Source organism: Pseudomonas sp. 5C2 (genome assembly GCF_034314155.1).
In the GTDB taxonomy this organism is placed as follows: domain Bacteria; phylum Pseudomonadota; class Gammaproteobacteria; order Pseudomonadales; family Pseudomonadaceae; genus Aquipseudomonas.
On sequence record NZ_JAVIWH010000003.1, the window covers coordinates 2,173,075 to 2,195,899 of the forward strand.

Genomic DNA, 22,825 nt, shown 5'->3' on the forward strand with positions numbered 1-22,825 from the left:
GTTAATGGTTTGAATGATAAGAGGGGAAGGCACCGGGGCCAAGCCATTCGCGAACACATTCGTGAGGGTTCTTGGTCAGCCCCTTATTCACACTGAATCAACGCTGCCCAGCCAGGGTAATCGACACAGACTCGGCAAATCGCAGGGCGTGAGGTTTATCGACTTCGACTTCGGCGTACAGCACCGCGTCGTGGCGCATCACCAGATCGAGCACTTCCTGGGTCAGCCGTTCCAGCAGCGCAAAACGATTGCCTTCCACGTGCTGAATGATGGCTTTGGTGATCGTGCGGTAGTTGAGGGCGTGATCGATGTCGTTGTCCCGCACGGCATCCTGGGCGGCATACAGAATCGTCAGGTTGATCAGCACGTCCTGCTTGTTGAGGATCTCGTCCTCATTGATGCCGATAAAGGTGCGCAGGCGCAGGTCTTTGACCCGAATGCGGGCCGTTCCTGGTTCGAGTCTTGGCATGACTATTTGCTCCGTCCAATCAATTGCAGAAACTCCTGACGGGTCGTACTCGAGTCACGGAATGCACCGAGCATGACCGAGGTGATCATGGTCGAATTCTGCTTTTCAACGCCACGCATCATCATGCACATGTGTTGAGCTTCAATCACCACGGCGACGCCCGCGGCGCTGGTCACTTCGCGGATCGTATCGGCAATCTGCCGGGTGAGGTTTTCCTGAATCTGCAGGCGTCGGGCGAACATGTCGACGATGCGCGCAATCTTCGACAGCCCAAGGACTTTGCCGGTCGGGATGTAGGCGACGTGTGCTTTGCCAATGAAGGGCAGGAGGTGATGCTCGCACAGCGAGTACAACTCGATGTCCTTGACGATGACCATCTCATCGTTGTCTGAGGCAAACAGCGCGCCATTGACGATATCTTCAACGCTTTGCTCGTAGCCATGACACAGGTATTGCATTGCTTTGGCGGCACGTTTGGGCGTATCGAGCAGGCCTTCGCGGTCTGGGTTTTCACCCAGGCCCACGAGGATCTCACGGTAATGCTGTGGCAGCGATAAGGTCATCAAGGAATCCTCGCGGGGCGACTTATTTAAGGTGCCGACCGCCGTTTACAGTCAAGGTTGTGCCGGTAACGTAGGGGTTGTCCAGCAGATAGCGCAGGCTCTGGTAGATCACCTCGGCACCGGGTTCTATGCCCATAGCGGACTTGGCCAGGGTCTTGGCGCGGTACGCCGCGTCGTCGTCGGGTTGAAACATCAACAGCGCTGGCGCGATGCTATTGACCTTGATTCGGGGCGCGAACTTGGCCGCAAATGACAAGGTCAGGCTTTCAAGCCCTGCTTTGCTGGCGCAGTAGGCAATGTGCTTGCTGCTGCCTTTACGGGTCACGTCATCGCTGATGTGAACGATGTCGGCCACTGGCGAGCGGTGAAGCAATGTGGCGCAGTGCAAGTTGATCAAATAGGGCGCCAGCATGTGCACGTTGAACATTTGAGTAAAGGCTGCGGCTTCATTGCCTGGCGTTTCGGCCAGCCACTGGGAGGCATTATGGACAATTGCCCGCAGGCTGTCGGTGTGGCTTCCGAGCTCATCGATGAACGCCAGGATGCTCGCTTCAGATGAGAAATCGGCATGGATCGCCAGCGCTCCCAGGTCACGTAATTGCTGCACGCCCGGGCGGTCGCTGCGGCAGCTGACGATAACCGAATGACCGTCTGCCAACAGGCGTTTTGCGCAATCCAGCCCGATACGCTGGCTGGCGCCAGTGATCAGAATAGGGGCAGAGGGAAAAACCATGGGGCAACTCGCGCATCACAGTGAGGGTTGAAGCCGGGGCCCTGAGTGATCGGCATGCGGCTCGAACCAGCGAAACCATTAGCTGGCTATTATTTGCAGCAAAGTTATACCAATGGCCCTCACTGAACAACCCGCACCGCGCAGCGCGAGTTGTTGAACTTCGCGCCTGGCTAGTGGCTGGGTGACGATTCTGATGCGCGGATTGACGCTTGAGGTGCGCTGTGCAACCAGGGTGACAGCAGGTGGGTGGACAGTGGAATGAACAGGAAAACCATCAGCGGTGTGAGGGCCAAGGTACTGACCAGCACCCGAGGCAGCAAACTCAACTCATTGAGCAGGGGCCCCAGCAAGAAGTTGAACATTAGCGATACCGGGAAGAACGCGAGCCAGATGGCCACGGCTTGTTTCCAGCGCGGTGGACGCTGACCGGCGGCACCAAACCAGCCGTCGATGCCTCTGACCCGGTGTTCCGACGGTTGGGCAAACAAGCCACTGCCGCGCACCAGCCAAGTGCTTCGTGACGCGGAATGCTCCCATGCGTGCATTGTGAATTCGTCGGCGAAGCGAAAGATGATCTGGAATTCATCGTCACCAGGGGGCGGCGCTAAAACGCCGGAGCCCAGATATCCGGGGAAGTCGGTGGCAAGTTGCTCACCTTCATGCAGCCAGGCGATGAGTTCGTGGTAGCGGCCATGGGCGACGCGGCGGGCGACCATCAGGGTGACGGGTGAGGTAGACATCGTGCATCTCCGTAAGGCGAGTGAGTTTCCCGGGTAGGGAATTCACATAACGCAGCGCCGGGGTGGTGGGCTGCGTTTAAAAGGCAGGCAAGGATTATTCCCGATTCCCACGAATAAGCCAGAGGCTGTCGTCGCTCGCGTTGTTTGTAGGGGCGGCCTTGAGGGTACAATGCTGCCACAGTTCTCAAGCGATGCCTGTCATGACCGAACCTGTTATTGGCCCTGCTCTGGGCAGCGGCCTCAAACAAGAAGAGTTGTTCCCCATTCGCGAAGTGTCGCGTATTACCGGGATCAATCCGGTCACGCTGCGCGCCTGGGAGCGGCGTTACGGGCTGATCCAGCCGACCCGCACCGACAGCGGCCACCGTCTGTATTCCCAAGCCGACATCGACGAGGTACGGAGTATTCTTGGCTGGATCGAACGCGGTGTGGCGGTCAGCAAAGTCGGAAAGATTCTCGCCAAGGCCAGCATCGTCAGGACTCAGTCCAATCCGCTTCCAGATGATGGCTTGCTGGGTGAGTGGGGTGAATGGCAGGCACAACTGCGTCGCACCATCAGCGCCTTCGATGAGCGCGGTCTGGAGCAGTTATATGGCCAGATATTTGCCAGTTACCCGTTGACCGTGGTGTTCCAGGACATTTTGATGCCGTTGTGGCAGGAGTTTCTGCTGCATCAGGATCAATTTGGCCAAGCCAGTGAATGGTTGTTTCTCGACAGCTTTTTGCGTGCGCGAACGCTGCAACGCTTGCAGATGCTGCGCGGTACGACGGAGTTGAAGGTCGTACTTGCGGCTATCCCTGGTCAATGTCGCGAGTTGGAGCTATGGGTGGCGGGGTTGATGCTGGGCACGACAGATACGTCGATCAGTGTCTTGGCGCTCGGTCAGCCACTGGAAGAGCTGAGCCTGGTCTGTGAAAAAATTCAGCCTCAGGCCTTGGTGCTGTTTTCAAATCATCCACCTGCGGCGGATCTGCCTCGGCGCCTGAAGCGCCTCGCGCTGACCCTGGATTGCCCTGTTTTGTTGGCAGGGGAGGCATCGGATTTGGCGCAAGAAAGCCTCGACGGTTCGCCCATCGCTTGCCTGGGAAGTGACGGACGTTCCATGCAGCGGCGTTTGCAGCAGTTTTTAGCGGGGCATCTGGACACATAGACGGTGTCGATGCACCGTGAAGTTTCTTGATCAGGGGGGCGCGGTTCACGGTTGCTCAGTCGAGCGGAGCAGGGTGAACCAGTAGATGTTGTTGCAGGATGTACTGGCGCAGGCGCTCAGTGTCTTCTTTGTTGCGCTGGCTCAGACGGTACGCCGCAAGACCTTGTTCTGTCAGCCGTTCGAAGGTGCCGCGCAACGCAATGGGCGCGTAGCCCGTCGGAGCAAACCATTGGGCGAAGTATTTTGGCGGTTTGGTCGCTTTGCGGTTCTCCAGCAAAATCCCCTTGAACGAGATTTCATGCACCCAGAGCGCACTCTGCGAACCTTTTTCGGTTTGCAGCGGTAGCGGTTCAGGCAGGCTCAGTCGCCACGGACGCACCTGAGGACCTTGTTCTTCATAAATACTCGGCGCGCCCAACTCCAGATGCATGGCATGGAATTCATCTTCCACCAGATGCAACGGAAAGGTCATTTGCTGGTTTTCGAACTGTGCCTGAATCGTCACCTGCTCATGGGCAGCCAGACGGGTCAGCAACTCCTGAATCTGCACGCCACCATTGACGAGCAGGCCGCGCGACGCATCACGCACGTTCAGCTTCGGGTTGTGCTGCATGTTCTGAATGAAATCCAGCTCATCCTGAGTGAGTAGGGTATCGCGTTGCATGCTAAAGCCCGAAATATGCGGTTATTAGAGAACAGACAGCTCATTCAGTGGTTTGTTAGCCCCACTTGTCATTTTTTTAGTGATTCTATCTCTGCCCGTGCGAGCGCCAGCTGGGCTTCCAGCTCGACGACGCGCTGTTGCGCTTCGATCTGTGCGCTGACATTTTTTTGAATGCCGATGAAATAGGTTAGCTGATCGGCCTCATTGAATACCGGCGTGATCGATAACTCGTTCCAGAAGGCGCTGCCGTCCTTGCGATAGTTGCGCAGCACCTGCCGGCAAGGCTGGCCGCTGGCAATTGCCTGGCGAATCACCTCCAGCCCTGGTTGCTGCCGGTCATCGGCCTGCAGGAAACGGCAATCGCGATACAAAATATCTTCCACCGCGTAGCCTGTCAGCGATTCGAATGCCTTGTTCGCATAGATCAGGATGTTGTCATCACCTTCCTGCTCAGCGACCACAATGCCATCATTCGAGGCGTTGATTACCAGCTGCAACAGTTTTGCATTGATCATGGGAAGCTTCCGTTGCGAATTGCCAAGCCAGCATTCTAAGACATCGCGCTGCGTTGGGGCATAATGCCCGACAGTTTTTACTGTGTTACAGGGTCTATTTATGAAAGTGGTCATCCTTTCCGGGTCGGTCTATGGCTCTGCCGAAGAAGTCGCCCGGCATGCCGAAACAATCATTCGTGCCGCTGGCCACGAGGTTAGACACAACCCGCGTGTCACCTTGGCAGAGTTGCAAGCGTTCGTGCCCGAGGCGTTTCTGGTCGTGACCTCGACCACCGGGCTGGGTGAATTGCCTGATAACTTCCAGGCGCTCTATTCGCAGATTCGCGATCTGTTGCCTGCGGCCTGGCGTGGCTTGCCCGGCGGAGTGATTGGCCTGGGCGACGCCAGCTATGGCGATACGTTCTGCTGCGGTGGCGAGCAGGTGCGCGAGCTATTTGCCGAGCTGGGGATTCGTGAAGTGCAACCCATGTTGCGCCTGGATGCCAGCGAGACCGTTACCCCTGAATCCGATGCAGAACCGTGGCTGGCGGAGTTTATTCGTCATCTAAACGCCTGAGTCGGTCGATCGCGCGCGCACCGCGTGAGCAGGCTGGGCAGCAGCAATACCTGCCAAGCCTGTTCCGCTCTTACCCGTGCGCCCTGATATGACTCGCTCGGTCAGTAAGCTGGCTGCCAATGTAACTACCGGGATACTCAGGCCTGACTAGACTGATCGAGATGGGAATCTAATCGCGATTAGTATAAAAAGCCGAGGTGAGCACCGTGAATGTTGCCCAAGTTTTGCCCTCCCGAAGCGTGAAGGATCAAGTCAGCGCCGCCGAATGGCAGGCGCGGGTTGATCTCGCGGCCTGCTATCGGTTGGTTGCGATGCACGGTTGGGACGATCTGATTTTTACCCACATATCGGCCAAGGTTCCTGGTACCGAAGATTTCCTGATCAACCCGTTCGGCCTGATGTTTCACGAAATCACGGCATCGAGTCTGGTCAAAATCAATCAGGCCGGTAACAAATTGATGGACAGCCCCTACGAGATCAACCCGGCCGGCTACACCATTCACAGTGCGGTGCATGAAGTTCGGCATGATGTGGCTTGCGTGCTGCATACCCATACGGCGGCGGGGGTTGCGGTGTCTGCGCAAAAACAGGGGATCTTGCCGATCAGTCAGCAATCGATTTTCGTTCTGTCGAGCCTGGCTTATCACCCCTATGAAGGCGTCGCCCTTAATCATGAAGAAAAAGCGCGGCTGCAAGCTGATCTGGGTGATAACAGCTTCTTGATGCTCAACAATCATGGGCTGTTGACATGCGCCAGCAGCATTGCCGATGCCTTCCTGATGATGTTCACCTTCCAGCGTGCCTGTGAAATCCAGGTGCTGGCGCAAACCGGTGGCGCGGAGCTGATTCCTGTCGACGGGCAGATCCTGGCTGGCGCGAAAGCGATGATTGCCGGGGTGACTAAAAGCACCCAGGGCATGGGCGGGGCGTTGGCCTGGCCGGCGTTGCTGCGCACACTCGATAAACAAGACCCGAGCTACAAAGAATAATGCCGCTGGCAGAGATCCCTTTGTCCGTCTGGCGTACCCGTGGACAAAATTTTTTGTTCCGGGGCCAGACCATTCGCTACTGGGTAGCGGGGCAGGGCGAGCCATTGTTGTTGATTCATGGCTTCCCCACCGCCAGTTGGGATTGGCATTACCTGTGGCAACCCTTGACTCAGCGTTATCGGGTGATTGCCTGCGACATGCTGGGTTTCGGCGATTCGTCCAAGCCGCAGGACCATGATTACCGCCTGCTGGAACAGGCCGACCTGCAGCAGGCGCTGCTCGAGCACCTGCGGGTTGAACAGGCGGTGCATGTGTTGGCACATGATTACGGCGACAGCGTCGCCCAGGAATTGCTGGCCCGGCATTATGAAGGGACGTTCGCCATGGCCAGTTGCGTGTTCCTCAATGGCGGGCTGTTCCCGGAGACCCATCGCAAACTGCTGGTCCAGAAACTGCTGCTCAGCCCACTGGGCTGGCTGGTGGGCCGGATGTTCAGCCGGGAACGTCTGGTTAAAAGTTTTACCCAGATATTTGGCCCTGACACGCGACCCAGTGAAAGTGAGCTGGATGACTTCTGGAGCCTGATCGAAACCAACCAGGGACCGCGGATCATCCACCGTTTGATCAACTACATTCCCGAGCGAATTGTGCAGCGTGATCGCTGGTTGGCCGCCATGCGACGCGGGGATGTTCCTATGCGTGTGATCGACGGTGCGGTCGATCCGATCTCCGGTGCGCACATGGTCGAGCGCTACCGCGAATTGATCCCCAATGCCGACACTGTGCTGTTACAGGGTATCGGTCATTACCCGCAAACCGAGGCGCCAGTACTGGTTCTGCAGCATTACCTCAGTTTCCGGGCCGCATTAGATGCCCCGAGCCGGGTATTGGCGTGTTCCTGAACGTCGCTAATCAGGCCCCCCATCCTGCTACCTTATTGCGCACTATTCAGCACTGAGCGTATTGATTGTGACTGAGGGGCGAGTGTTCGACACTCAAGCCATTGTCCACCTTGCTGGAGCTGTCCATGAGTGAGCCTGTGCGTTTTGAAGATAAGGTCGTCATCGTTACGGGGGCCGGCGGTGGCTTGGGTCGCGCCCATGCGTTGCTGTTTGCCAAACATGGCGCACGCGTAGTGGTCAACGATCTGGGGGGCTCGGCGCATGGTGAGGGTGCCAACGCGTCGGCGGCAGATCGTGTAGTTGCAGAGATTCGCGAGGCGGGCGGCACCGCGGTTGCCAACCATGACTCGGTCACTGACGGCGCCAAAATCGTACAAAACGCACTGGATGCATTCGGTCGTATCGATGTCGTGGTCAATAACGCCGGTATCCTGCGGGACAAGACCTTTGCCAAAATGGAAGACCCCGATTGGGACCTGGTGTATCGCGTGCACGTCGAAGGCGCCTACAAGGTGACCCATGCTGCCTGGCCGCACATGCGTGAGCAGAACTACGGGCGCGTGATTTTCACCTCATCGACCTCCGGCATCTACGGCAACTTCGGTCAGTCCAACTACGGCATGGCCAAGCTTGGCCTTTATGGCCTGACCCGCACCTTGGCCCTTGAAGGGCGCAAGAACAACATCCTGGTCAATGCCATCGCCCCAACCGGCGGTACACGCATGACAGAAGGGTTGATTCCGGCCGGTGTGTTCGAATTGCTCAAGCCCGAACTGATCAGTCCGCTGGTGGTGTTTCTCGGCAGCGAGCAGTGCCAAGAGAGTTCGGGCCTGTTCGAAGTCGGCGGCGGCTGGATAGGCAAGACCCGCTGGGAGCGCAGCATCGGTGCCGGCTTCGACCCTCGTACCGGTTTTAGCCCGGAAGATGTCGCCGCTAGCTGGCAGAACATCTGCGACTTCGAAGGTGCAGCACACCCAAAAGACACCATCGAAGCCCTGCAAGAGATGATGAAAAACCTGCAAAAGTATAGCGCTTGATAATAGTGGCTTCATATTGAACTCGGTCGATCAGGGCATACCTGATCGGCCGAATTTTTTTGTAGGCTTATTCTTACTTTGTATGTAGGAATGATCTCTAAATCTATTTTTGATGCTGTTTTAGGTCGGACGCATATCAAGATTTTCTAACGACTCCCGATACGACGTTAATAGCTATGTCGATTTTGGAGGCCTGCATGATTGAAAATTTTGGTCTGATCAAAGACCGAATAAGCGCCTATATCTATGTGCCTGACAGGCAGTTCAGAACGTCCTCCGGTCGTTCCGTCGAGGAAGAAAGTATTGCCCAGAAGTTACGGCAATTCTGGGCGGATGATAGTATTTCGAATTCGTCGAAACTGGAGGGGTTTGAGTTTGATCTATCAGGCTTCGATCCTGAGAGTACTAGCAGTCGAGAGCTTATAAGTATAAGCGTTATGCTCCAAAAGATGGGCATAATTGATCATATTACGGGGTCTTGGCTTGGCGCGGTCGGGAGTGAGTTCAATGATCAAGGTAATCAAATAAATATGGACAAAAAAACGAATGCTTTCGAGTATTTTGACAGGAGTCTTGAGTTCCTTAAAGGTCGTATTACTGAAGGGCACGATTTTGCCAAGGAAACAGTGACTACGCTGAAAACTGCCATGACTGTTATCTTGGCCTTGCAGGAACGTGCACAGTTTTCTCGCACGCCATCGTTGATTGATACCCGGGTCTGAATAGCGCGGGCACGGAAGGCTAAACCAGGCCTGAGCCGTGACCCATGGTCATGCGGCTCAGGCAACCTTATGAGTAAACCGTTAAAGTGGGACCGAGAATATTCCTTTGTAGCGGACAGGCGTTTGGCCTTGCTGATTATCCAATATTACTCGGAACGTGCCATTACCAAGTTTTTGATAGGGGTCGAATGCACCGTTCACAACCCTTGTCCAGTCTCCCCCAGATAGCTGCTCTACCACCACGGGTAATCGCTCGCCTGCAACGCTCCTCAGTTGAATACTGTGCGCCGTGGTACCGCATTTTGTGGTAAGTGGGCCGTGCACAACTTTGTATTCACCCGCGTTCGCAATGCTCTCGTAAATAGTACCGTTATTTCTGAAACACATTGGCGCTGCCCCAATACTGGCGACAGGCTCCGCGAAGCTTGACCCCGAAAATTGGCATAGCAGCAATGAAATCAGCAGTGCGTTAATCTTGTTGTTCATGATGAAGATCCTTGAGTCTGTCAGGTTGTTTTATGAGTGATGTCTGGTTTTTGGATGTCGATGGTTAACGCTAATACCGTTCAAGTAACACTCGAATTCCGACTTGGCGACTTAAGGTTAATCATGCTTTCTTGTCAGTCTGCATCTGAAATAAGTGTAGGGCTTTTCCGGGTCGATGAAGTTTCTCTATTTTTTGTACGACATTTCTTGTTGTTACGTAGGCGTTGGATGGAATTCAAACACGCCTTGTTTGAACTATAAAGTTGTCGAGCCGTTTCCCGATATGCCCAATGAGTTGTCTATTTATTGAGTCGGGAGAACACCATGTCAACATTTAGCATCTGGGGCGACCTGCCTGCCGTTTTTATTCGGCAGCCGCCAGAAAGTACATTGCCCAAAGCATCCGCCACCGCGCTGACCCATAGCATCCTGCTGGAAATCGGCGAAAATCCAATTGCGCTTGATGCAGAATATATGGACACACTGAAGTTGAAGCCGCAGCTCAAGGGCTTCAATCCTGAAGAGATCACACCCAATGAGCTCAGTCAGTTAGGCAAGCAGCTTTACAAGTTTGGTCTTATCGATAATCACACAGCCGAGCTCATGGACAGAGCCGGTGCCGAGTTTGATAGAGACGGAGTGCCAATCAACCCGGATGTGAATATCAACGCGCTGGATTTTTTCGCGGGCAGGATATCTTCCATGAAGGACAACTCATTGCGCGGTGATCCCTATGCCACGATGTTGCTCCCCGACTATATCCGGGCGGTTCATGTCATGCAGAACCTGCACACGTACGCGACGACGGGCGATAGCTACGCCAGCCAGCGTGCGAAAGAGCGGGAGTAAAGTGCGGGTGGGAATTTGGTGCGGTGATGGCTTATAGCTATTATCGCTGAATGACAGGCAAAAAAAAGCCGCTGTTTAAACAGCGGCTAAACAAGACGTTAGATCCAGGAGCTTTCAAACCAACGTCGATAAACCTGGGGGCGAATCAGTCCGTAGAAGCTCATGTTTGAGCCACTGCCGGTACACAGTAAGTAATCAAGTCACTTGAATGAATCACCGGCGTTTTAAGGGTTCTGGCCGGTTGCTGTGAAAGCCCGGCAAGAATAAAGAATTCAGGCTCAATGAAACAGAGCAGTTTGCGACATTGACTGTTACATACCCGGCAATAGTGGGGTGGTTCCGGTTGTTGTCCGCAAAATCTCGCCAGGATTTGCAGCGCCCGGAAGCTCAATCCATGTCCCTCATCATGGATCATCCATGCCATCGATGATGGCGAGCAAAGCCGTGCCAGACGGGGGATTCATTCTTTAGAGGTACATCGAGAATACCTCCTTGGTGCGCTTATCCCTCCTGGTGGCTGTGAGTAGGGTGATTTCTTCTGCAACCACCAGGGGGAAGACGCATGACAACAACAATAATGCGCGCCATCTTCAAGCCACAGACGCTGGCCATCGCCGTGGCGCTGGGCTGCACGGCTCAGGCGCACGCCGTTTCATTCAATATTGGAGAAATCGAAGGGCAATTCGACTCCTCGCTGTCGCTCGGCGCAAGCTGGGGTTTGCGTAACGCAGACCCCAGTCTGGTCAGCACTGTGAACGGCGGCAAAGGGCAGGCGGCCACGGGCGATGACAACCGTTTGAACTTCAAGAAAGGTGACGCCTTCTCGGAGATTTTCAAAGGGGTCCATGACCTGCAACTGAAGTACGGCGACAGTGGCGTGTTCCTGCGGGGCAAATATTGGTATGACTTCGTCCTTGAAAACCAAACTCAAGACTTCAAGAACGTCAGCGATAACGGGCGCAAAGAAGCGGCCAAATCGTCGGGCTATCAACTGCTCGACGCCTTCGTCTATCACAGCTACAGCATCGCGGATCTGCCGGGCACTGTGCGCGCAGGCAAGCAGGTGGTCAGTTGGGGCGAAAGTACCTTCATCGGTAACTCGATCAACTCGATCAATCCCATCGACGTGTCGGCGTTCCGCCGCCCAGGCGCCGAGATCAAGGAAGGGTTGATTCCGGTCAACATGCTCTTCGGTTCCCAAGGGTTGACCGACAAGCTCAGCGTCGAGGGTTTTTACCAGTTGCAATGGCAAGAGACGGTTGTCGACAACTGCGGCACCTTCTTCGGTAACGACGTGGTGGCCGAAGGGTGTAACAACAACTACGACGTGGGTAACCCGGCCATCAAACCGTTGCAACCGATTGCTGCTGCCTTTGGCCAGGGATTCCAGGTTACGCCTGAAGGCGTGGTCGTCCCCCGTGGCAGCAGCCGTGATCCAAAAAACACCGGCCAGTTCGGTGCAGCGCTACGCTGGTTGGGTGACGACACCGAGTACGGCCTGTACTTCGAGAACTTACACAGCCGTCTGCCAGTCCTGAGCACCAAGACGGCGGGTCTGGCGACATTGAGTGCCATTCCACGTATCGCCGCTGCGGCCAACGCCGTTGCCCCAGGCAGCGGTTCGGGTCTTGCGCAGAGCACCATGCTCGGTAATGGCCAGTACTATCTTGAATACCCGGAGAATGTTCGGTTGTTCGGCGCCAGCTTCGCCACCACCCTGCCAGAGGGTACCGCCTGGAATGGCGAAATCAGCTACCGGCCCAATGCCCCGGTCCAGCTCAATACGACTGATCTGACCCTGGCGCTGCTTAACCCGATTGCTCGCGGGACTGCGTCACCGATTGCATCGAGCCCTGGCGCGGATAACAAAGGTTACCGGCGCAAAGAAATCACCCAGATCCAGTCCACATTGACCCACTTCTTCGACCAAGTGCTGGGGGCTGAACGGCTGACTGTGGTTGGCGAAGCGGCAATCGTCCATGTGGGAGGGCTGGAACCCACCAGCGAGCTGCGTTATGGCCGTGACTCGGTCTACGGTGCCTATGGCTTTGGTGGCGATACCAGCGGTTTTGTCACGTCGACATCATGGGGTTATCGCGCCCGGGCGATTCTCGATTACGCCAACGTTTTCGCCGGGATCAACCTCAAGCCCAACCTGTCGTGGTCCCATGACGTGCATGGTTACGGCCCTAACGGCTTGTTTAACCAGGGTGCAAAAGCGGTCAGCTTCGGGGTCGATGCCGACTACCGCAACACCTACACCGCGAACCTTAGTTATACCGATTTCTTCGGTGGTAATTACAACACGTTGACCGATCGTGACTTCGTTTCATTGAGCGTCGGCGTGAACTTCTGATCGGCTTGAAAAGGACATGACTATGCGCAAGATGATCCTGCAATGTGGCGTCCTGGCGCTGAGCCTGTTGGCAGCCAACGTAATGGCTGCGGTGTCGGCAGACGAAGTCGCGAAACTGGGCAAAAGCCTGACACCATTGGGGGCAGAAATGGCAGGGAATGCCGACGGTTCGATCCCTGCTTACACCGGCGGTCTCCCGGTCAATGCGGGGGCGGTGGACAGTAAGGGTTTCCTCGCGGATCCGTTCGCCAACGAGAAACCACTGTTTATCATCACCGCCAGCAACATGACACAGTACAAAGACAAACTGTCCGATGGGCAGCAGGCGATGTTCCAGCGTTATCCCACGACCTATCGGATTCCGGTTTATCCGAGTCATCGCACCGTAGCCTTGCCGCAAAAGGTCTATGACGCGGCGAAGAAAAGCGCGGCCACGGTGACGACCATCAATGATGGCAACGGCTTGGCCCATTTTGCCGAAAGCCGCTACTACGCGTTCCCGATCCCTAAAACCGCGAATGAAGTGCTGTGGAACCACATCACCCGTTACCACGGGGGCAACCTGCACCGCACCATCACCCAGGTAACTCCCCAAGTGAACGGTGCGTTCGACTCGGTCACGTTCGAAGAGGACGTCGGTGCCCCGGAGGACATACCGGACCTGAAACCAGAAGAAGGCGCGAATATCCTGACCTTCTTCAAGCAGGAAGTGACGAAGCCTGCGCGCCTGGCCGGTAATGTGTTGCTGGTGCACGAAACCCTCGATCAAGTGAAAGAACCGCGTCTAGCCTGGATCTACAATGCGGGTCAGCGGCGTGTCCGGCGTGCGCCGCAAGTGGCGTATGACGGTCCGGGTACTGCGGCGGATGGCCTGCGCACGTCGGACAACTTCGACATGTTCTCGGGTGCCCCGGATCGCTACGACTGGAAGTTGATCGGCAAGAAAGAAATGTACATCCCGTACAACAGCTACAAACTTGACTCGCCGAGCCTCAAGTACAGCGACGTAATCAAGGCTGGGCATATCAATCAGGACCTGGCCCGTTATGAGCTGCACCGGGTGTGGGAATTGGTCGGCACACTCAAAGCCGGTGAGCGGCATATCTATGCCAAGCGCCATATGTACATCGACGAGGATACCTGGCAGATCGCGCTGGTCGACCATTACGACGGTCGCGGCCAGCTCTGGCGGGTGGCCGAGGGTCATGCGCAGTTTTATTACGACCACCAAGTGCCGGCTTACACCCTTGAAGCCCTGTACGATTTGAACGCCGGCCGCTACATCGCACTGGGCATGAAGAACGAGGAGAAACGCAGCTTCCAGTTCGGCCTGAAGCTCCACGTGTCTGACTTCACCCCCAACGCCCTGCGCAACGCGGGCATCCGTTAATCGGTTGCAACTTACGTCTCAATCCGCTTGAAAAGCCATTCACGGTTACTGTGAGTGGCTTTTTTTATGGGGGATGATAAGCGCGCCAAATACTCCTACAGCAAGGTGTGACGAACGGCTTAGTGTGAGTGCGCAGGCAAGAATAACAAGGGACCATCCCATGACTGCCTTTACCGTTCATGCGGGGCGTGCGGACCACTGGCCGCGATTGTCTCCTCAGCACCTGACACGCAGCCGGTTGACCGCGCCTTTGCTGGCCTCGAGTGCACGGGTCAAGCTACTGTGCGCGCCAGCGGGCAGTGGTAAAAGTGCATTGCTCGGCGAGTGTCTCCGCCAGGCGCCTCAGGACTGTCTTGTCGGCTGGCTGCCGCTGGCTGGAGAAGCGCAAACGCCGGCCGGCTTCTGTGCGTTGCTGGCCACTGTTTTGGGCCTTGATGAGGCTGACGAGACCGGTGTTCTGAGTCAGTTGGCCCACCGGCAAACACCGTGCTGGATCGTGCTCGACGACTATTGTCGTGTCCCTGCGCCCGCGCTGGATCATTGTCTTGATCGCTTGCTGGCTGTCAGCAGCCCAGCGGTGACCTGGTGGATTAGCGGGCGCAGACGTCCTCTGTGTAACTGGCCACGTCTGCTGCTCAGCGGCGAATTGCTCGAACGCTATGGCCCGGCGCTGGCGTTCAATCAGGCAGAAATCGAACAGCTGTTGGCCCATGAGCCTGTCGTCTGGCCGCCCGAAGCCGCCGCTGCGATCTTTATCCAAAGTGCCGGTTGGTGCGTTGGCGTACGCGTTGCGTTGCTCAGCCCGAGCGACTGGTGCGTTTCCGAAGACTTCAGTGCTCTGCACCTCAACCGGCAACACCGTTCGACAACCTTGATCGATTACCTTGAGCACGAACTGTTCGCCGGGCTCGCCCCCGAATTGGCTGAGGCCTGGCGTGTGCTGGCGCATTTGCCGCGCTTCAATCCAGGTCTGTGCGAGCACCTGTTTGGGGCTGGCGAGGGTGGGCAATGGCTCAAGGCATTGCAGGACATGGGCAGCTTTATCGAACCTTGCGAGCACGACACCGATTGGTTGCAGGTATTTCCGCCGTTGGCCCAATGCCTGCACGATGAAGCATGGCCCGCGAGGCGCTCCTGGCATCGTCGTGCCTGCCAATGGTTCAGCGTAGAAAGGGATTGGCAATCGGCGATCGAACACGCCTTGCAGGCTGAACAGTACGAAATCGCTGTCAGTCTGCTGCAAAACGTTGACTTCTCCTACCTGTTGCAAGGGCAGAATGTGGCGTTGCTGCTGGACCTGCACGAACGCTTCGCCGACTTGATGCTGGGCACGCCGCACCTGATCAGCCTGACCAGTTCGGCGTTGGTGTACGCCGGCCGTTTTGACCAGGCCTGTGCGTGCCTGGAGCATCTGGCTCGTTTTTCGCCGCAACCCTCGGCCACTCAACAGCGTGAATTGATCGCCCTGTGGCAGGCACAGCAAGGCTGGCTTCAGCATCTTTGGGGTAAGGCGGACCTCGCTGTCGGGCATCTGCAGGACGCCTGTCGGGAGCTGTCGCAAAGCATGTGGCAAGTTCGGGTGATGTGCCTGTCCGGGCTGACGCAACAGGCGCTGCTCAATGGCCAGTTCGATCAAGCGCTGGCGCATAATCGTACCGCGCTGTGTCTGGCCCGGGGCGAGGGTTCTCTGCTGTTGGAAGCCTTGCTCGAACTCGATCATGCGCAATTGCTGGAACAGCGCGGGGCATTACAGCGCAGTGAGAGCACGCTGGAGAAAATGCACGATTTGCTGTTGATTCAGCACGCTCCCGCAGGCCCGTTGCTGGGCCGGATTGCGTTGCGCCGGGGGCGTCTGGCCCTGCGCCAAGGCCAGGATCAGCAAGCGAAGCTGCATTACCGGAGCGGCCTAGAGCAATGTTTGCGCAGCAAAGACAAACTGGCGTTGTTCGGTTTTTTGGGATTGGCGACGTTGGACGCCAATCAGGGCGACTACGCACGGGCATTCGTCTGGCTGCGCGATGCCGAGCGCGTGATGCAACAAAACCATATCCCGGAATATTTTTGGCGAGGCGTGCTGCTGCAAGTCAGCAGTCACTTCTGGCTGCAACAAGGTCGTGCGGGCCTGGTACAAGAGGCTCTGGCCAGGGTTCTGCGTCACCTCCGGCGTCATCCGGCAAAACATGCGCCGCCAGCCACGCTGGAATTGATTCCGAGTATCGAATACCTGCTGGTGCTGGCCGAAGTCTATCTGCATCAGGCCGAACAGCCATTGCAACGCTTGCACATCCTGCAGCGGAAGGCCCATCAAGAAGGCATGCACAGCCTTGAGACCGAACTTTATCTGGCCATGGCAGAGGTGGCGTTTTTGCAAGCCGATGTGCAAACCGCGCATGCCTGTCTGGCTGAGGGCCTGGCACTGATAGGTCGCTTCAATTTGCAGCAACCGTTACGCGAACTGAGGCTGCGTCAGCCGACACTGTTGCGCGAGTTGGGGGTGGAAGACGACCTGATTGCCGCCGCCGACAATCCCCTCAGCCAGCGTGAACTCGAAGTACTCAAGCTGATCGCCCACGGCAGCTCTAATCTGCAAATCGCCGAGCAGTTGTTCATTTCTCTGCACACGGTGAAAACCCATGCCCGGCGCATCCATAGCAAACTGGGGGTCGAACGCCGCACACAGGCGGTGGCGAAGGCCAAAGCGTTGGGGTTGATGGCCTGAGTTGGGCGGCTAGTGAAACGCGCTGTTGGGTGGCAAATGGCTCAACCGTTCAGTCAGACGCAAGCGCTGAATCGGATCGTCGCTGAGTAACAACGCATGTTCGAGGTCGAAGCGCTCAGCCTGCGGGCATTCGAGTGACTGGTACAGGCTGGCACGGGCGAGGTGATCGCTGGTGGTCGCCTGGCCCAGTTCCACGACCCGGTCAGCGTCCTTGAGCGACGCCAGGAAATCATCATTTAGTTGATGCAGGTGCCGCAGGTTGCGAGACAAGCGTTGCACCATGGCCATGTCGGTCGCGCGAACCATGTGCCCGGACTGGAGCTGCATGTCCGGGCCGAATTGGCGGGCCAGCAGTTCGCGGCAATCCTTAGGGTAAAGCCTGCGTCCTCCGCAGGGATCGAGGAGGTGATCTGCACCCGGCATACGCAGCAGAAAATGCCCCGGAAAGTTGACACCCTCCAGCGGGATTTCCAGACGCCTGGCCAGCTCCAGCGCAATGATCGCCAGCCCCAAGGGTTGTCCACGGCGGCGCTGCAAAATGTTGTGCAGCAACGCCGACTGGGGTTTTGGATGACTCCAGTCGTCCTGCTGAAACCCCAACGTGTTCAGCTGACGCAGCAAGGGTTGCGCCAATTCCCCCGCCGGTAACAATGGCAGGGCCGCACTGATCTGGCGCTTCAGGTCCTCGATATTCTGAAACGCTTGTTCTGGCAAAAACTCCGGATCGTGTTCGGCCGACACCCACAAAGCCGCTTCAAAAACTGAAGGCGGCGTGCGTTGCAGGCAGGCAATGCAAGCTTGACGTGGGGTCATCGACCTCTCCGGTGGATCAGGCGTGTGGAGTCATACGTCGGACTATTCATCTGACTTCACATGCCTTGTTTTAGCCCCAGCAGTCGATTTCGTCCAGTACCGTCGCTGCCGCCGAGTCAGGGGCTCGAGTGTTATGCCCTGGAGCCGATCCGTGCGGGTTTGCTTATGCTTGAGCGATCAGTCGCTTTTTTTTTCAGCGCCTATACTCGCAGTAGAAAAAAGAACCGGGAGCAATACCGATGTTCGCTCTCATGCAAAGCTCAAACGTTGAAACGTTACACTTCATCGTGGATCCAGAAACCGGGCTCAAGGCGGTGATCGCGATTCACAGCAGCAAAAAAGGCCCAGCCCTCGGCGGGTGTCGTTACCTTGCCTATGTGGATGAGGAAAGCGCCATTGAGGATGCTATTCGTCTGGCGCAAAACATGAGTTATAAAGCGGTGCTGGCCGGGTTACCTTTTGGCGGCGGTAAAGCAGTGATCATGCGTCCGGCGCATGTTCCCAATCGTGCCGCGCTGTTCGAATCCTTCGGCCGCTTTATCGAAACCCTGGACGGTCGGTACATCACCGCTGTCGACAGCGGCACCTCCAGCGCCGACATGGATTGCATCGCCCAGTGCACCCAACATGTCACCAGCACCACCGAAGCGGGTGATCCTTCGCCACACACGGCCATGGGCGTGTTCGCCGGTATTCGTACCACGGCGCTGGCGCGACTGGGCAGCGACAATCTTGAAGGCCTGCGGGTGGCGATTCAGGGGCTCGGGCATGTCGGTTATGCCTTGGCCGAACAGCTGCATGCGGCAGGCGCTGAACTGCTGGTCAGCGATTTGGACAGCGGCAAGGTGCAATTGGCCATGGAACAACTGGGCGCACATCCCATTGCGTGCGAAGCGTTGCTCAGCACACCGTGCGACATCCTTGCGCCTTGTGGGCTGGGCGCCATTCTCAATAGTCATAGCGTCGCTCAACTGCGTTGCGCAGCGGTGGCTGGCGCGGCCAATAATCAGCTGAGTAGCTTGCAGGTTGCGGATAATCTGGAAAACCGGGGCATTCTTTATGCGCCGGATTATGTGATCAACTCCGGCGGCCTGATCTATGTCGCCCTGCAGCATCAGGGGGAATCACTGGGTACCATCACCGCACATCTGTCGCGAATCGGACTACGATTAACTGAGGTTTTTGCCCACGCCCAAGCGGAGAAGCGCTCCCCTGCGCGCGTCGCCGATATGTTGGCAGAACGCCTGCTGAACGTCGGCTAGCACCTACCCGGTGTCACCCGACAAGACCTTGCCGTCACACGCGGCGAGACGGGTCGCCACGCGTACTGTCGCGTGTTGGGAGGGTGCCGTGTCCTATAACAAAATCAATGTTGCATACACTCGCTATCTCACCCCTGAAGGTGGCCTGGTCGGCGAACTTCCGCGCTGGGCGGATGACTTCAACCTGCTGACCCAGCTCTATAAGCAAATGGTATTGACCCGCCTGTTCGACCAGAAAGTCGTCGCGCTGCAACGCACCGGGCGCATTGGCACCTACGCGCCGACTCTTGGTCAGGAAGCCATCGGGGTCGCCATTGGTAGCCTGATGCAACCTGACGATGTATTGGTCCCCTACTACCGCGACACAGCCGTGCAACTATTGCGCGGCGTGCGTATGGAAGAAATTCTCCTGTATTGGGGCGGAGATGAACGTGGCAGTCACTATGCCGAACCGGCCGTAGCCCAGGACTTTCCGGTGAACATCCCGATTGCAACCCAGGCCTTGCATGCCTGCGGTGTCGCCACGGCGTTCAAAATTCGTGGCGAGCATAGGGTGGTGGTGACCACCTGCGGCGACGGTGCAACCAGCAAGGGTGATTTCCTCGAAGCGCTCAACGTCGCGGGCACCTGGCAACTGCCTGTGGTGTTCGTGATCAATAACAATCAGTGGGCGATTTCTGTGCCCCGACGCATCCAGTGCGGCGCGCCGACGCTGGCGCAAAAAGCCATCGGCGCCGGTTTTCAGGGTGAGCAGGTCGATGGCAACGACATGCTGGCGGTCTACGACAGGGTGCAGAACGCTCTGGCGCGCGCCCGCAAAGGCAAAGGTCCGGTGCTGCTGGAGTGCCTGAGTTATCGCCTCGGCGACCACACCACTGCGGATGACGCCACTCGTTACCGCTCGGCTGAAGAGGTCAAGCACGCCTGGCTGGAAGAGCCGGTCAAACGCCTGCAATCGTTCATGGTGAGCCAGAATGTCTGGGATGAAGGCCGTGAGCGGGCACTGATCAGTGAATGCCAGGCGTTGGTGCAGAAGGCGGTGGATGCCTTCGACCACGCTGGCACTCAAGCGCCTGAGTCGGTAATTGATCACGTCTACGCCAAATGGCCGGAGGCCCTGGCTGAGCAGCGCGAATGGTTCCTTGAACGGGCGATGCGTCGTGCCGGGAGTGACGCTCATGGCGAATGAAAAAGTCACGCTGCTGGAAGCGGTCAATCTGGCGCTGCATCGGGCCATGGTCGAGGACGAAAATGTGGTGATCCTGGGTGAAGACGTTGGTGTTAACGGTGGGGTGTTCCGCGCCACTCAAGGTTTACGCGACAGCTTCGGTTTCAAGCGGGTCATCGATTCGCCGCTGGCTGAAACCATGCTGGGTGGCCTGGTGATCGGCATGGCGGCGCAGGGGTTGAAACCGGTGGTGGAAATCCAGTTCATGGGTTTCATCTATGCCGCCATGGAGCAACTGGTGTCCCACGCCAGCCGCCTGCGCAATCGCACGCGGGGTCGCTTGAGTTGCCCGATGGTAATGCGCACTCCAATGGGTGCCGGGATTCGCGCACCCGAGCATCACAGCGAAAGCACCGAAGCGTTGTTCGCGCATATTCCCGGCTTGCGCGTGATCATCCCTTCTTCGCCAGCACGGGCCTATGGTTTGCTGCTGGCGGCCATTGATGACCCTGATCCGGTGATCTTCCTCGAGCCGACGCGACTCTACCGGATGAACCCGCAACCGTTGGTGGACGACGGCAAACGACTGCCGCTGGACACCTGTTTCACCCTGCGTGAAGGCGGCGACATCACCCTGGTCAGCTGGGGTGCCAGTGTGCTCGAGACCCTGCAAGCAGCCAGCGCGCTGGCGGAGCGAGGTGTGTCGGCCGAAGTGATCGATGTCGCCTGCGTCAAGCCACTGGACCTCGACACGCTGGAAGCTTCGGTGCGTAAAACAGGACGTTGTGTGATCGTCCACGAAGCGCCGCGTTCGTGTGGCGTTGGGGCGGAAATCGCGGCCAGCCTCTATGAACGGGTATTCCTCGATTTGCAGGCGCCGATCCAGCGGGTCACCGCGCCAGACATCCCGCCGCCGCTGTATCGGCTGGAGCATCTGTACATCCCCGGCGTTGCGGACATCCTTCACGCGTGTGACAACGCCTTGAATTTCGCCTGAGGAGACCCGCTATGAAGTATTTCAAACTACCGGACCTGGGCGAAGGTTTACAGGAAGCCGAGATTGTCCGATGGCACGTCGCGGCCGGTGAAACGGTCAAGACCGATCAGTTGCTCGTGTCGGTGGAAACCGCCAAAGCTATTGTTGATATTCCTGCGCCGTACGATGGCATCGTGGCGAAAACCTATGGCGGTGAGGGTGACATCCTGCACGTGGGTGAGCCGCTGATGGCGTATGAAGGGGAGGGTGATGCCGGCACGGTGGTTGGGCGTCTTGAAGGCGGTGGCAACAGTCAGGACGATCAGTTTTTTATTGGTGCGGCGCCGTCGACTCGCGAACACATGGCCTCCCGCGCCACGCCTGTGGTGCGCCAGTTGGCCCGACAGCTTGGCGTTGATCTCAGTGCCGTGAGTGGCTCTGGCCGCGATGGCTTGATCACCCGCGCCGATGTCGAAGGTGCGGCACAGGTGGAACGCGATAAATTTGGCGGGGAAAAACTGCACGGTGTGCGTCGCAGCATGGCGCTGAACATGGCCCGCTCCCACGCTGAAGTGGTGCCGGTGACGATTTTTGCTGACGCTGATTTGCACCGCTGGGGGCACGCCCGCGACCCCTTGATTCGTTTGGGCCAAGCTTTGGTGGCTGCGTGCAAGGTAGAGCCTGTACTCAACAGTGGGTTCGAGGGTAAATCCTTATCGATCAAGCAGCATGAAACGCTCGACCTGGGAATCGCTATTGATACGCCTGACGGCTTGTTCGTGCCGGTGTTGCGCAATGTTGGCAACCGTACAGCCGAGGATTTGAAAAAGGGCATGGACCGACTGCGGGCTGACGTCAAAGCGCGCTCGATTCCGCCCAAAGAAATGATGGGCGCCACCCTGACCCTGTCCAATTTCGGCACCTTGTTCGGGCGTTACGCCAATCCGGTGGTCATCCCGCCACAAGTGGCTATCCTCGGTGCTGGCGGCATTCGTGACGAGCCGGTTGCGGTAAACGGCAATGTGGTGGTGCATCCAATATTGCCGCTGTCATTGACCTTCGACCATCGCGCCGTGACCGGCGGCGAAGCGGCGCGGTTCTTCAAAGCGTTGGTGATAGCGCTGGAAAAACCGGAGGGGTGATTGACCGCGGCGTGCCGAACACACCGCATCAACGTCATTCTTCCAACGGCGCACTGAGCAGTTCGGACAGTGCGTCCGGCTGGTTCTTGAAGGCCTTGGCGAAAATATCACGATTTTTCGCCATGTAAATCCCGGCTTCTTCCACTTGTGACTCCGTCAACGACGGCACTGCTCTTTGCAATACTTCGGCGAGCAACTCGGCCAGCTCAAGCATTTTGTCATGACGATCAGCTTCGGCTTTATCCATGAACAAACGCTCCAGATCTCGGCTGCTGCGGTATACCACTTCGACGGCCATTCACCACCTCACATGCCTTTACGATAATGTGTCTTTAGCGACTACTGTATTTTTATACAGCTAAAAGCATAAGCGAACCGATTCGATTTGGATAGTGGCTTTTTTACCTCCCTGCGCATCGGGGGAGCGTTGAGATGTGTCTTGTGACAAAGAATCACGCTCTCAACCATAGACTTTGGCCCCGATTCTGCTTGGAAAGCTGCTACAAAATGCAGCACAACGGAAAATAGTCACGTAGGTACTGCATCATCCGATCGAGTTGCCCACAGCGGGTGTCGGGATCTGTTTCAAGAGCAGGCCCACCGATGATTCATACGGACAGGGT

At 57.0% G+C, this 22,825-nt stretch carries 23 protein-coding genes; 14 read left to right on the forward strand and 9 right to left on the reverse strand.

All coding sequences use genetic code 11. The features are described 5' to 3' along the window. Positions 1-97: 97 nt before the first annotated feature. The 4 genes from folX to RGU44_RS24560 all read right to left on the reverse strand — a co-directional run bounded on the left by folX (position 98) and on the right by RGU44_RS24560 (position 2,505). Positions 98-469 carry a dihydroneopterin triphosphate 2'-epimerase gene (gene folX, locus RGU44_RS24545; RefSeq protein ID WP_322177974.1) on the reverse strand — a complete coding sequence of 124 codons (372 nt, stop codon included), beginning with the start codon at positions 467-469 and terminating at the stop codon, positions 98-100. 2 nt (positions 470-471) lie between these two features. Continuing rightward, positions 472-1,032, reverse strand: a complete 561-nt coding sequence (gene folE, locus RGU44_RS24550) for a GTP cyclohydrolase I FolE (protein ID WP_322177975.1) — start codon at positions 1,030-1,032, stop codon at positions 472-474. Positions 1,033-1,054: 22 nt separating this feature from the next. Then, complete coding sequence (gene folM / locus RGU44_RS24555) at positions 1,055-1,765, reverse strand: dihydromonapterin reductase (protein ID WP_322278412.1); 711 nt, start codon at positions 1,763-1,765, stop codon at positions 1,055-1,057. Positions 1,766-1,935: 170 nt separating this feature from the next. Next, positions 1,936-2,505, reverse strand: a complete 570-nt coding sequence (locus RGU44_RS24560; RefSeq protein WP_322278416.1) for an antibiotic biosynthesis monooxygenase — start codon at positions 2,503-2,505, stop codon at positions 1,936-1,938. A gap of 200 nt (positions 2,506-2,705) precedes the next feature. On the opposite strand from RGU44_RS24560, the gene RGU44_RS24565 reads away from it, so the two are divergent. Continuing rightward, a complete protein-coding gene (locus tag RGU44_RS24565) occupies positions 2,706-3,656 on the forward strand; it encodes a MerR family transcriptional regulator (protein WP_322177978.1) in 951 nt (316 codons plus the stop codon). Between the two features lie 55 nt (positions 3,657-3,711). On the opposite strand, the gene RGU44_RS24570 is transcribed toward RGU44_RS24565, so the two are convergent. Both RGU44_RS24570 and RGU44_RS24575 read right to left on the reverse strand, forming a co-directional pair. Then, positions 3,712-4,320: a hypothetical protein gene (locus RGU44_RS24570; protein ID WP_322177979.1), complete on the reverse strand. Its 609-nt coding sequence runs from the start codon at positions 4,318-4,320 to the stop codon at positions 3,712-3,714. Between the two features lie 68 nt (positions 4,321-4,388). Continuing rightward, positions 4,389-4,835 (reverse strand): PAS domain-containing protein, encoded by a 447-nt coding sequence (locus RGU44_RS24575; protein WP_322177980.1) that lies wholly within the window; start codon positions 4,833-4,835, stop codon positions 4,389-4,391. Positions 4,836-4,935: 100 nt separating this feature from the next. Between RGU44_RS24575 and RGU44_RS24580 the strand changes: the two genes are divergently transcribed. From RGU44_RS24580 to RGU44_RS24600, 5 genes are all read left to right on the forward strand, one after another. Beyond that, positions 4,936-5,391 carry a flavodoxin gene (locus RGU44_RS24580; RefSeq protein WP_322278418.1) on the forward strand — a complete coding sequence of 152 codons (456 nt, stop codon included), beginning with the start codon at positions 4,936-4,938 and terminating at the stop codon, positions 5,389-5,391. Positions 5,392-5,615: 224 nt separating this feature from the next. Then, on the forward strand, positions 5,616-6,380 hold the full coding sequence (locus tag RGU44_RS24585; protein WP_416194660.1) for a class II aldolase/adducin family protein: 765 nt from the start codon (positions 5,616-5,618) through the stop codon (positions 6,378-6,380). Beyond that, complete coding sequence (locus RGU44_RS24590) at positions 6,380-7,282, forward strand: alpha/beta hydrolase (protein WP_322177983.1); 903 nt, start codon at positions 6,380-6,382, stop codon at positions 7,280-7,282. Before RGU44_RS24585 ends, RGU44_RS24590 begins: the two co-directional genes overlap by 1 nt. A 125-nt stretch (positions 7,283-7,407) precedes the next feature. Next, a complete protein-coding gene (locus RGU44_RS24595; protein ID WP_322278420.1) occupies positions 7,408-8,319 on the forward strand; it encodes an SDR family oxidoreductase in 912 nt (303 codons plus the stop codon). 197 nt (positions 8,320-8,516) lie between these two features. Further along, entirely contained in the window at positions 8,517-9,041 is a 525-nt protein-coding gene (locus tag RGU44_RS24600; RefSeq protein WP_322278422.1) for a hypothetical protein, read from the forward strand. 81 nt (positions 9,042-9,122) lie between these two features. Here the strand turns inward: RGU44_RS24600 and RGU44_RS24605 are convergent, their stop codons facing one another. After that, a complete protein-coding gene (locus tag RGU44_RS24605) occupies positions 9,123-9,527 on the reverse strand; it encodes a hypothetical protein (RefSeq protein WP_322278423.1) in 405 nt (134 codons plus the stop codon). Positions 9,528-9,851: 324 nt separating this feature from the next. Between RGU44_RS24605 and RGU44_RS24610 the strand changes: the two genes are divergently transcribed. The 4 genes from RGU44_RS24610 to RGU44_RS24625 all read left to right on the forward strand — a co-directional run bounded on the left by RGU44_RS24610 (position 9,852) and on the right by RGU44_RS24625 (position 16,841). Next, positions 9,852-10,376, forward strand: a complete 525-nt coding sequence (locus RGU44_RS24610; RefSeq protein ID WP_322177986.1) for a hypothetical protein — start codon at positions 9,852-9,854, stop codon at positions 10,374-10,376. 562 nt (positions 10,377-10,938) lie between these two features. Then, a complete protein-coding gene (locus RGU44_RS24615; RefSeq protein WP_322177987.1) occupies positions 10,939-12,732 on the forward strand; it encodes a DUF1302 domain-containing protein in 1,794 nt (597 codons plus the stop codon). A 22-nt stretch (positions 12,733-12,754) separates the two neighbouring features. Then, positions 12,755-14,122: a DUF1329 domain-containing protein gene (locus RGU44_RS24620; RefSeq protein WP_322177988.1), complete on the forward strand. Its 1,368-nt coding sequence runs from the start codon at positions 12,755-12,757 to the stop codon at positions 14,120-14,122. Positions 14,123-14,282: 160 nt separating this feature from the next. Then, positions 14,283-16,841 carry a LuxR C-terminal-related transcriptional regulator gene (locus RGU44_RS24625; RefSeq protein WP_322177989.1) on the forward strand — a complete coding sequence of 853 codons (2,559 nt, stop codon included), beginning with the start codon at positions 14,283-14,285 and terminating at the stop codon, positions 16,839-16,841. 9 nt (positions 16,842-16,850) lie between these two features. Here the strand turns inward: RGU44_RS24625 and RGU44_RS24630 are convergent, their stop codons facing one another. After that, on the reverse strand, positions 16,851-17,654 hold the full coding sequence (locus RGU44_RS24630; RefSeq protein WP_322278424.1) for a SirB1 family protein: 804 nt from the start codon (positions 17,652-17,654) through the stop codon (positions 16,851-16,853). A gap of 239 nt (positions 17,655-17,893) precedes the next feature. Here RGU44_RS24630 and RGU44_RS24635 point away from each other — a divergent pair, with 239 nt between their 5' ends. The 4 genes from RGU44_RS24635 to RGU44_RS24650 all read left to right on the forward strand — a co-directional run bounded on the left by RGU44_RS24635 (position 17,894) and on the right by RGU44_RS24650 (position 22,202). After that, positions 17,894-18,916 carry a Leu/Phe/Val dehydrogenase gene (locus RGU44_RS24635; RefSeq protein ID WP_322278426.1) on the forward strand — a complete coding sequence of 341 codons (1,023 nt, stop codon included), beginning with the start codon at positions 17,894-17,896 and terminating at the stop codon, positions 18,914-18,916. Between the two features lie 88 nt (positions 18,917-19,004). Next, the gene (gene pdhA, locus RGU44_RS24640) at positions 19,005-20,105 is read left to right on the forward strand and encodes a pyruvate dehydrogenase (acetyl-transferring) E1 component subunit alpha (protein ID WP_322177992.1); all 1,101 of its coding nucleotides are present in this window, start codon (positions 19,005-19,007) and stop codon (positions 20,103-20,105) included. Next, the gene (locus tag RGU44_RS24645) at positions 20,095-21,081 is read left to right on the forward strand and encodes an alpha-ketoacid dehydrogenase subunit beta (RefSeq protein WP_322278427.1); all 987 of its coding nucleotides are present in this window, start codon (positions 20,095-20,097) and stop codon (positions 21,079-21,081) included. Before pdhA ends, RGU44_RS24645 begins: the two co-directional genes overlap by 11 nt. An 11-nt stretch (positions 21,082-21,092) precedes the next feature. After that, the gene (locus RGU44_RS24650) at positions 21,093-22,202 is read left to right on the forward strand and encodes a dihydrolipoamide acetyltransferase family protein (protein WP_322177994.1); all 1,110 of its coding nucleotides are present in this window, start codon (positions 21,093-21,095) and stop codon (positions 22,200-22,202) included. Between the two features lie 34 nt (positions 22,203-22,236). On the opposite strand, the gene RGU44_RS24655 is transcribed toward RGU44_RS24650, so the two are convergent. After that, a complete protein-coding gene (locus RGU44_RS24655) occupies positions 22,237-22,500 on the reverse strand; it encodes a YebG family protein (RefSeq protein WP_322177995.1) in 264 nt (87 codons plus the stop codon). Positions 22,501-22,825 lie beyond the last annotated feature (325 nt).

What these genes read in the sequence shown, in the direction of transcription:
- RGU44_RS24580 (WP_322278418.1), top strand. Translation starts at nt 4,936, where the DNA reads ATGAAAGTGGTCATCCTTTCCGGGTCGGTCTATGGCTCTGCCGAAGAA.
- RGU44_RS24590 (WP_322177983.1), top strand. Translation starts at nt 6,380, where the DNA reads ATGCCGCTGGCAGAGATCCCTTTGTCCGTCTGGCGTACCCGTGGACAA.
- RGU44_RS24625 (WP_322177989.1), top strand. Translation starts at nt 14,283, where the DNA reads ATGACTGCCTTTACCGTTCATGCGGGGCGTGCGGACCACTGGCCGCGA.
- RGU44_RS24655 (WP_322177995.1), bottom strand. Translation starts at nt 22,500, where the DNA reads ATGGCCGTCGAAGTGGTATACCGCAGCAGCCGAGATCTGGAGCGTTTG.
- RGU44_RS24565 (WP_322177978.1), top strand. Translation starts at nt 2,706, where the DNA reads ATGACCGAACCTGTTATTGGCCCTGCTCTGGGCAGCGGCCTCAAACAA.
- RGU44_RS24650 (WP_322177994.1), top strand. Translation starts at nt 21,093, where the DNA reads ATGAAGTATTTCAAACTACCGGACCTGGGCGAAGGTTTACAGGAAGCC.
- folX (WP_322177974.1), bottom strand. Translation starts at nt 469, where the DNA reads ATGCCAAGACTCGAACCAGGAACGGCCCGCATTCGGGTCAAAGACCTG.
- RGU44_RS24560 (WP_322278416.1), bottom strand. Translation starts at nt 2,505, where the DNA reads ATGTCTACCTCACCCGTCACCCTGATGGTCGCCCGCCGCGTCGCCCAT.
- RGU44_RS24610 (WP_322177986.1), top strand. Translation starts at nt 9,852, where the DNA reads ATGTCAACATTTAGCATCTGGGGCGACCTGCCTGCCGTTTTTATTCGG.
- RGU44_RS24570 (WP_322177979.1), bottom strand. Translation starts at nt 4,320, where the DNA reads ATGCAACGCGATACCCTACTCACTCAGGATGAGCTGGATTTCATTCAG.
- folE (WP_322177975.1), bottom strand. Translation starts at nt 1,032, where the DNA reads ATGACCTTATCGCTGCCACAGCATTACCGTGAGATCCTCGTGGGCCTG.
- RGU44_RS24595 (WP_322278420.1), top strand. Translation starts at nt 7,408, where the DNA reads ATGAGTGAGCCTGTGCGTTTTGAAGATAAGGTCGTCATCGTTACGGGG.
- RGU44_RS24630 (WP_322278424.1), bottom strand. Translation starts at nt 17,654, where the DNA reads ATGACCCCACGTCAAGCTTGCATTGCCTGCCTGCAACGCACGCCGCCT.
- folM (WP_322278412.1), bottom strand. Translation starts at nt 1,765, where the DNA reads ATGGTTTTTCCCTCTGCCCCTATTCTGATCACTGGCGCCAGCCAGCGT.
- RGU44_RS24575 (WP_322177980.1), bottom strand. Translation starts at nt 4,835, where the DNA reads ATGATCAATGCAAAACTGTTGCAGCTGGTAATCAACGCCTCGAATGAT.
- RGU44_RS24620 (WP_322177988.1), top strand. Translation starts at nt 12,755, where the DNA reads ATGCGCAAGATGATCCTGCAATGTGGCGTCCTGGCGCTGAGCCTGTTG.
- RGU44_RS24635 (WP_322278426.1), top strand. Translation starts at nt 17,894, where the DNA reads ATGTTCGCTCTCATGCAAAGCTCAAACGTTGAAACGTTACACTTCATC.
- RGU44_RS24600 (WP_322278422.1), top strand. Translation starts at nt 8,517, where the DNA reads ATGATTGAAAATTTTGGTCTGATCAAAGACCGAATAAGCGCCTATATC.
- RGU44_RS24605 (WP_322278423.1), bottom strand. Translation starts at nt 9,527, where the DNA reads ATGAACAACAAGATTAACGCACTGCTGATTTCATTGCTGCTATGCCAA.
- RGU44_RS24615 (WP_322177987.1), top strand. Translation starts at nt 10,939, where the DNA reads ATGACAACAACAATAATGCGCGCCATCTTCAAGCCACAGACGCTGGCC.
- RGU44_RS24645 (WP_322278427.1), top strand. Translation starts at nt 20,095, where the DNA reads ATGGCGAATGAAAAAGTCACGCTGCTGGAAGCGGTCAATCTGGCGCTG.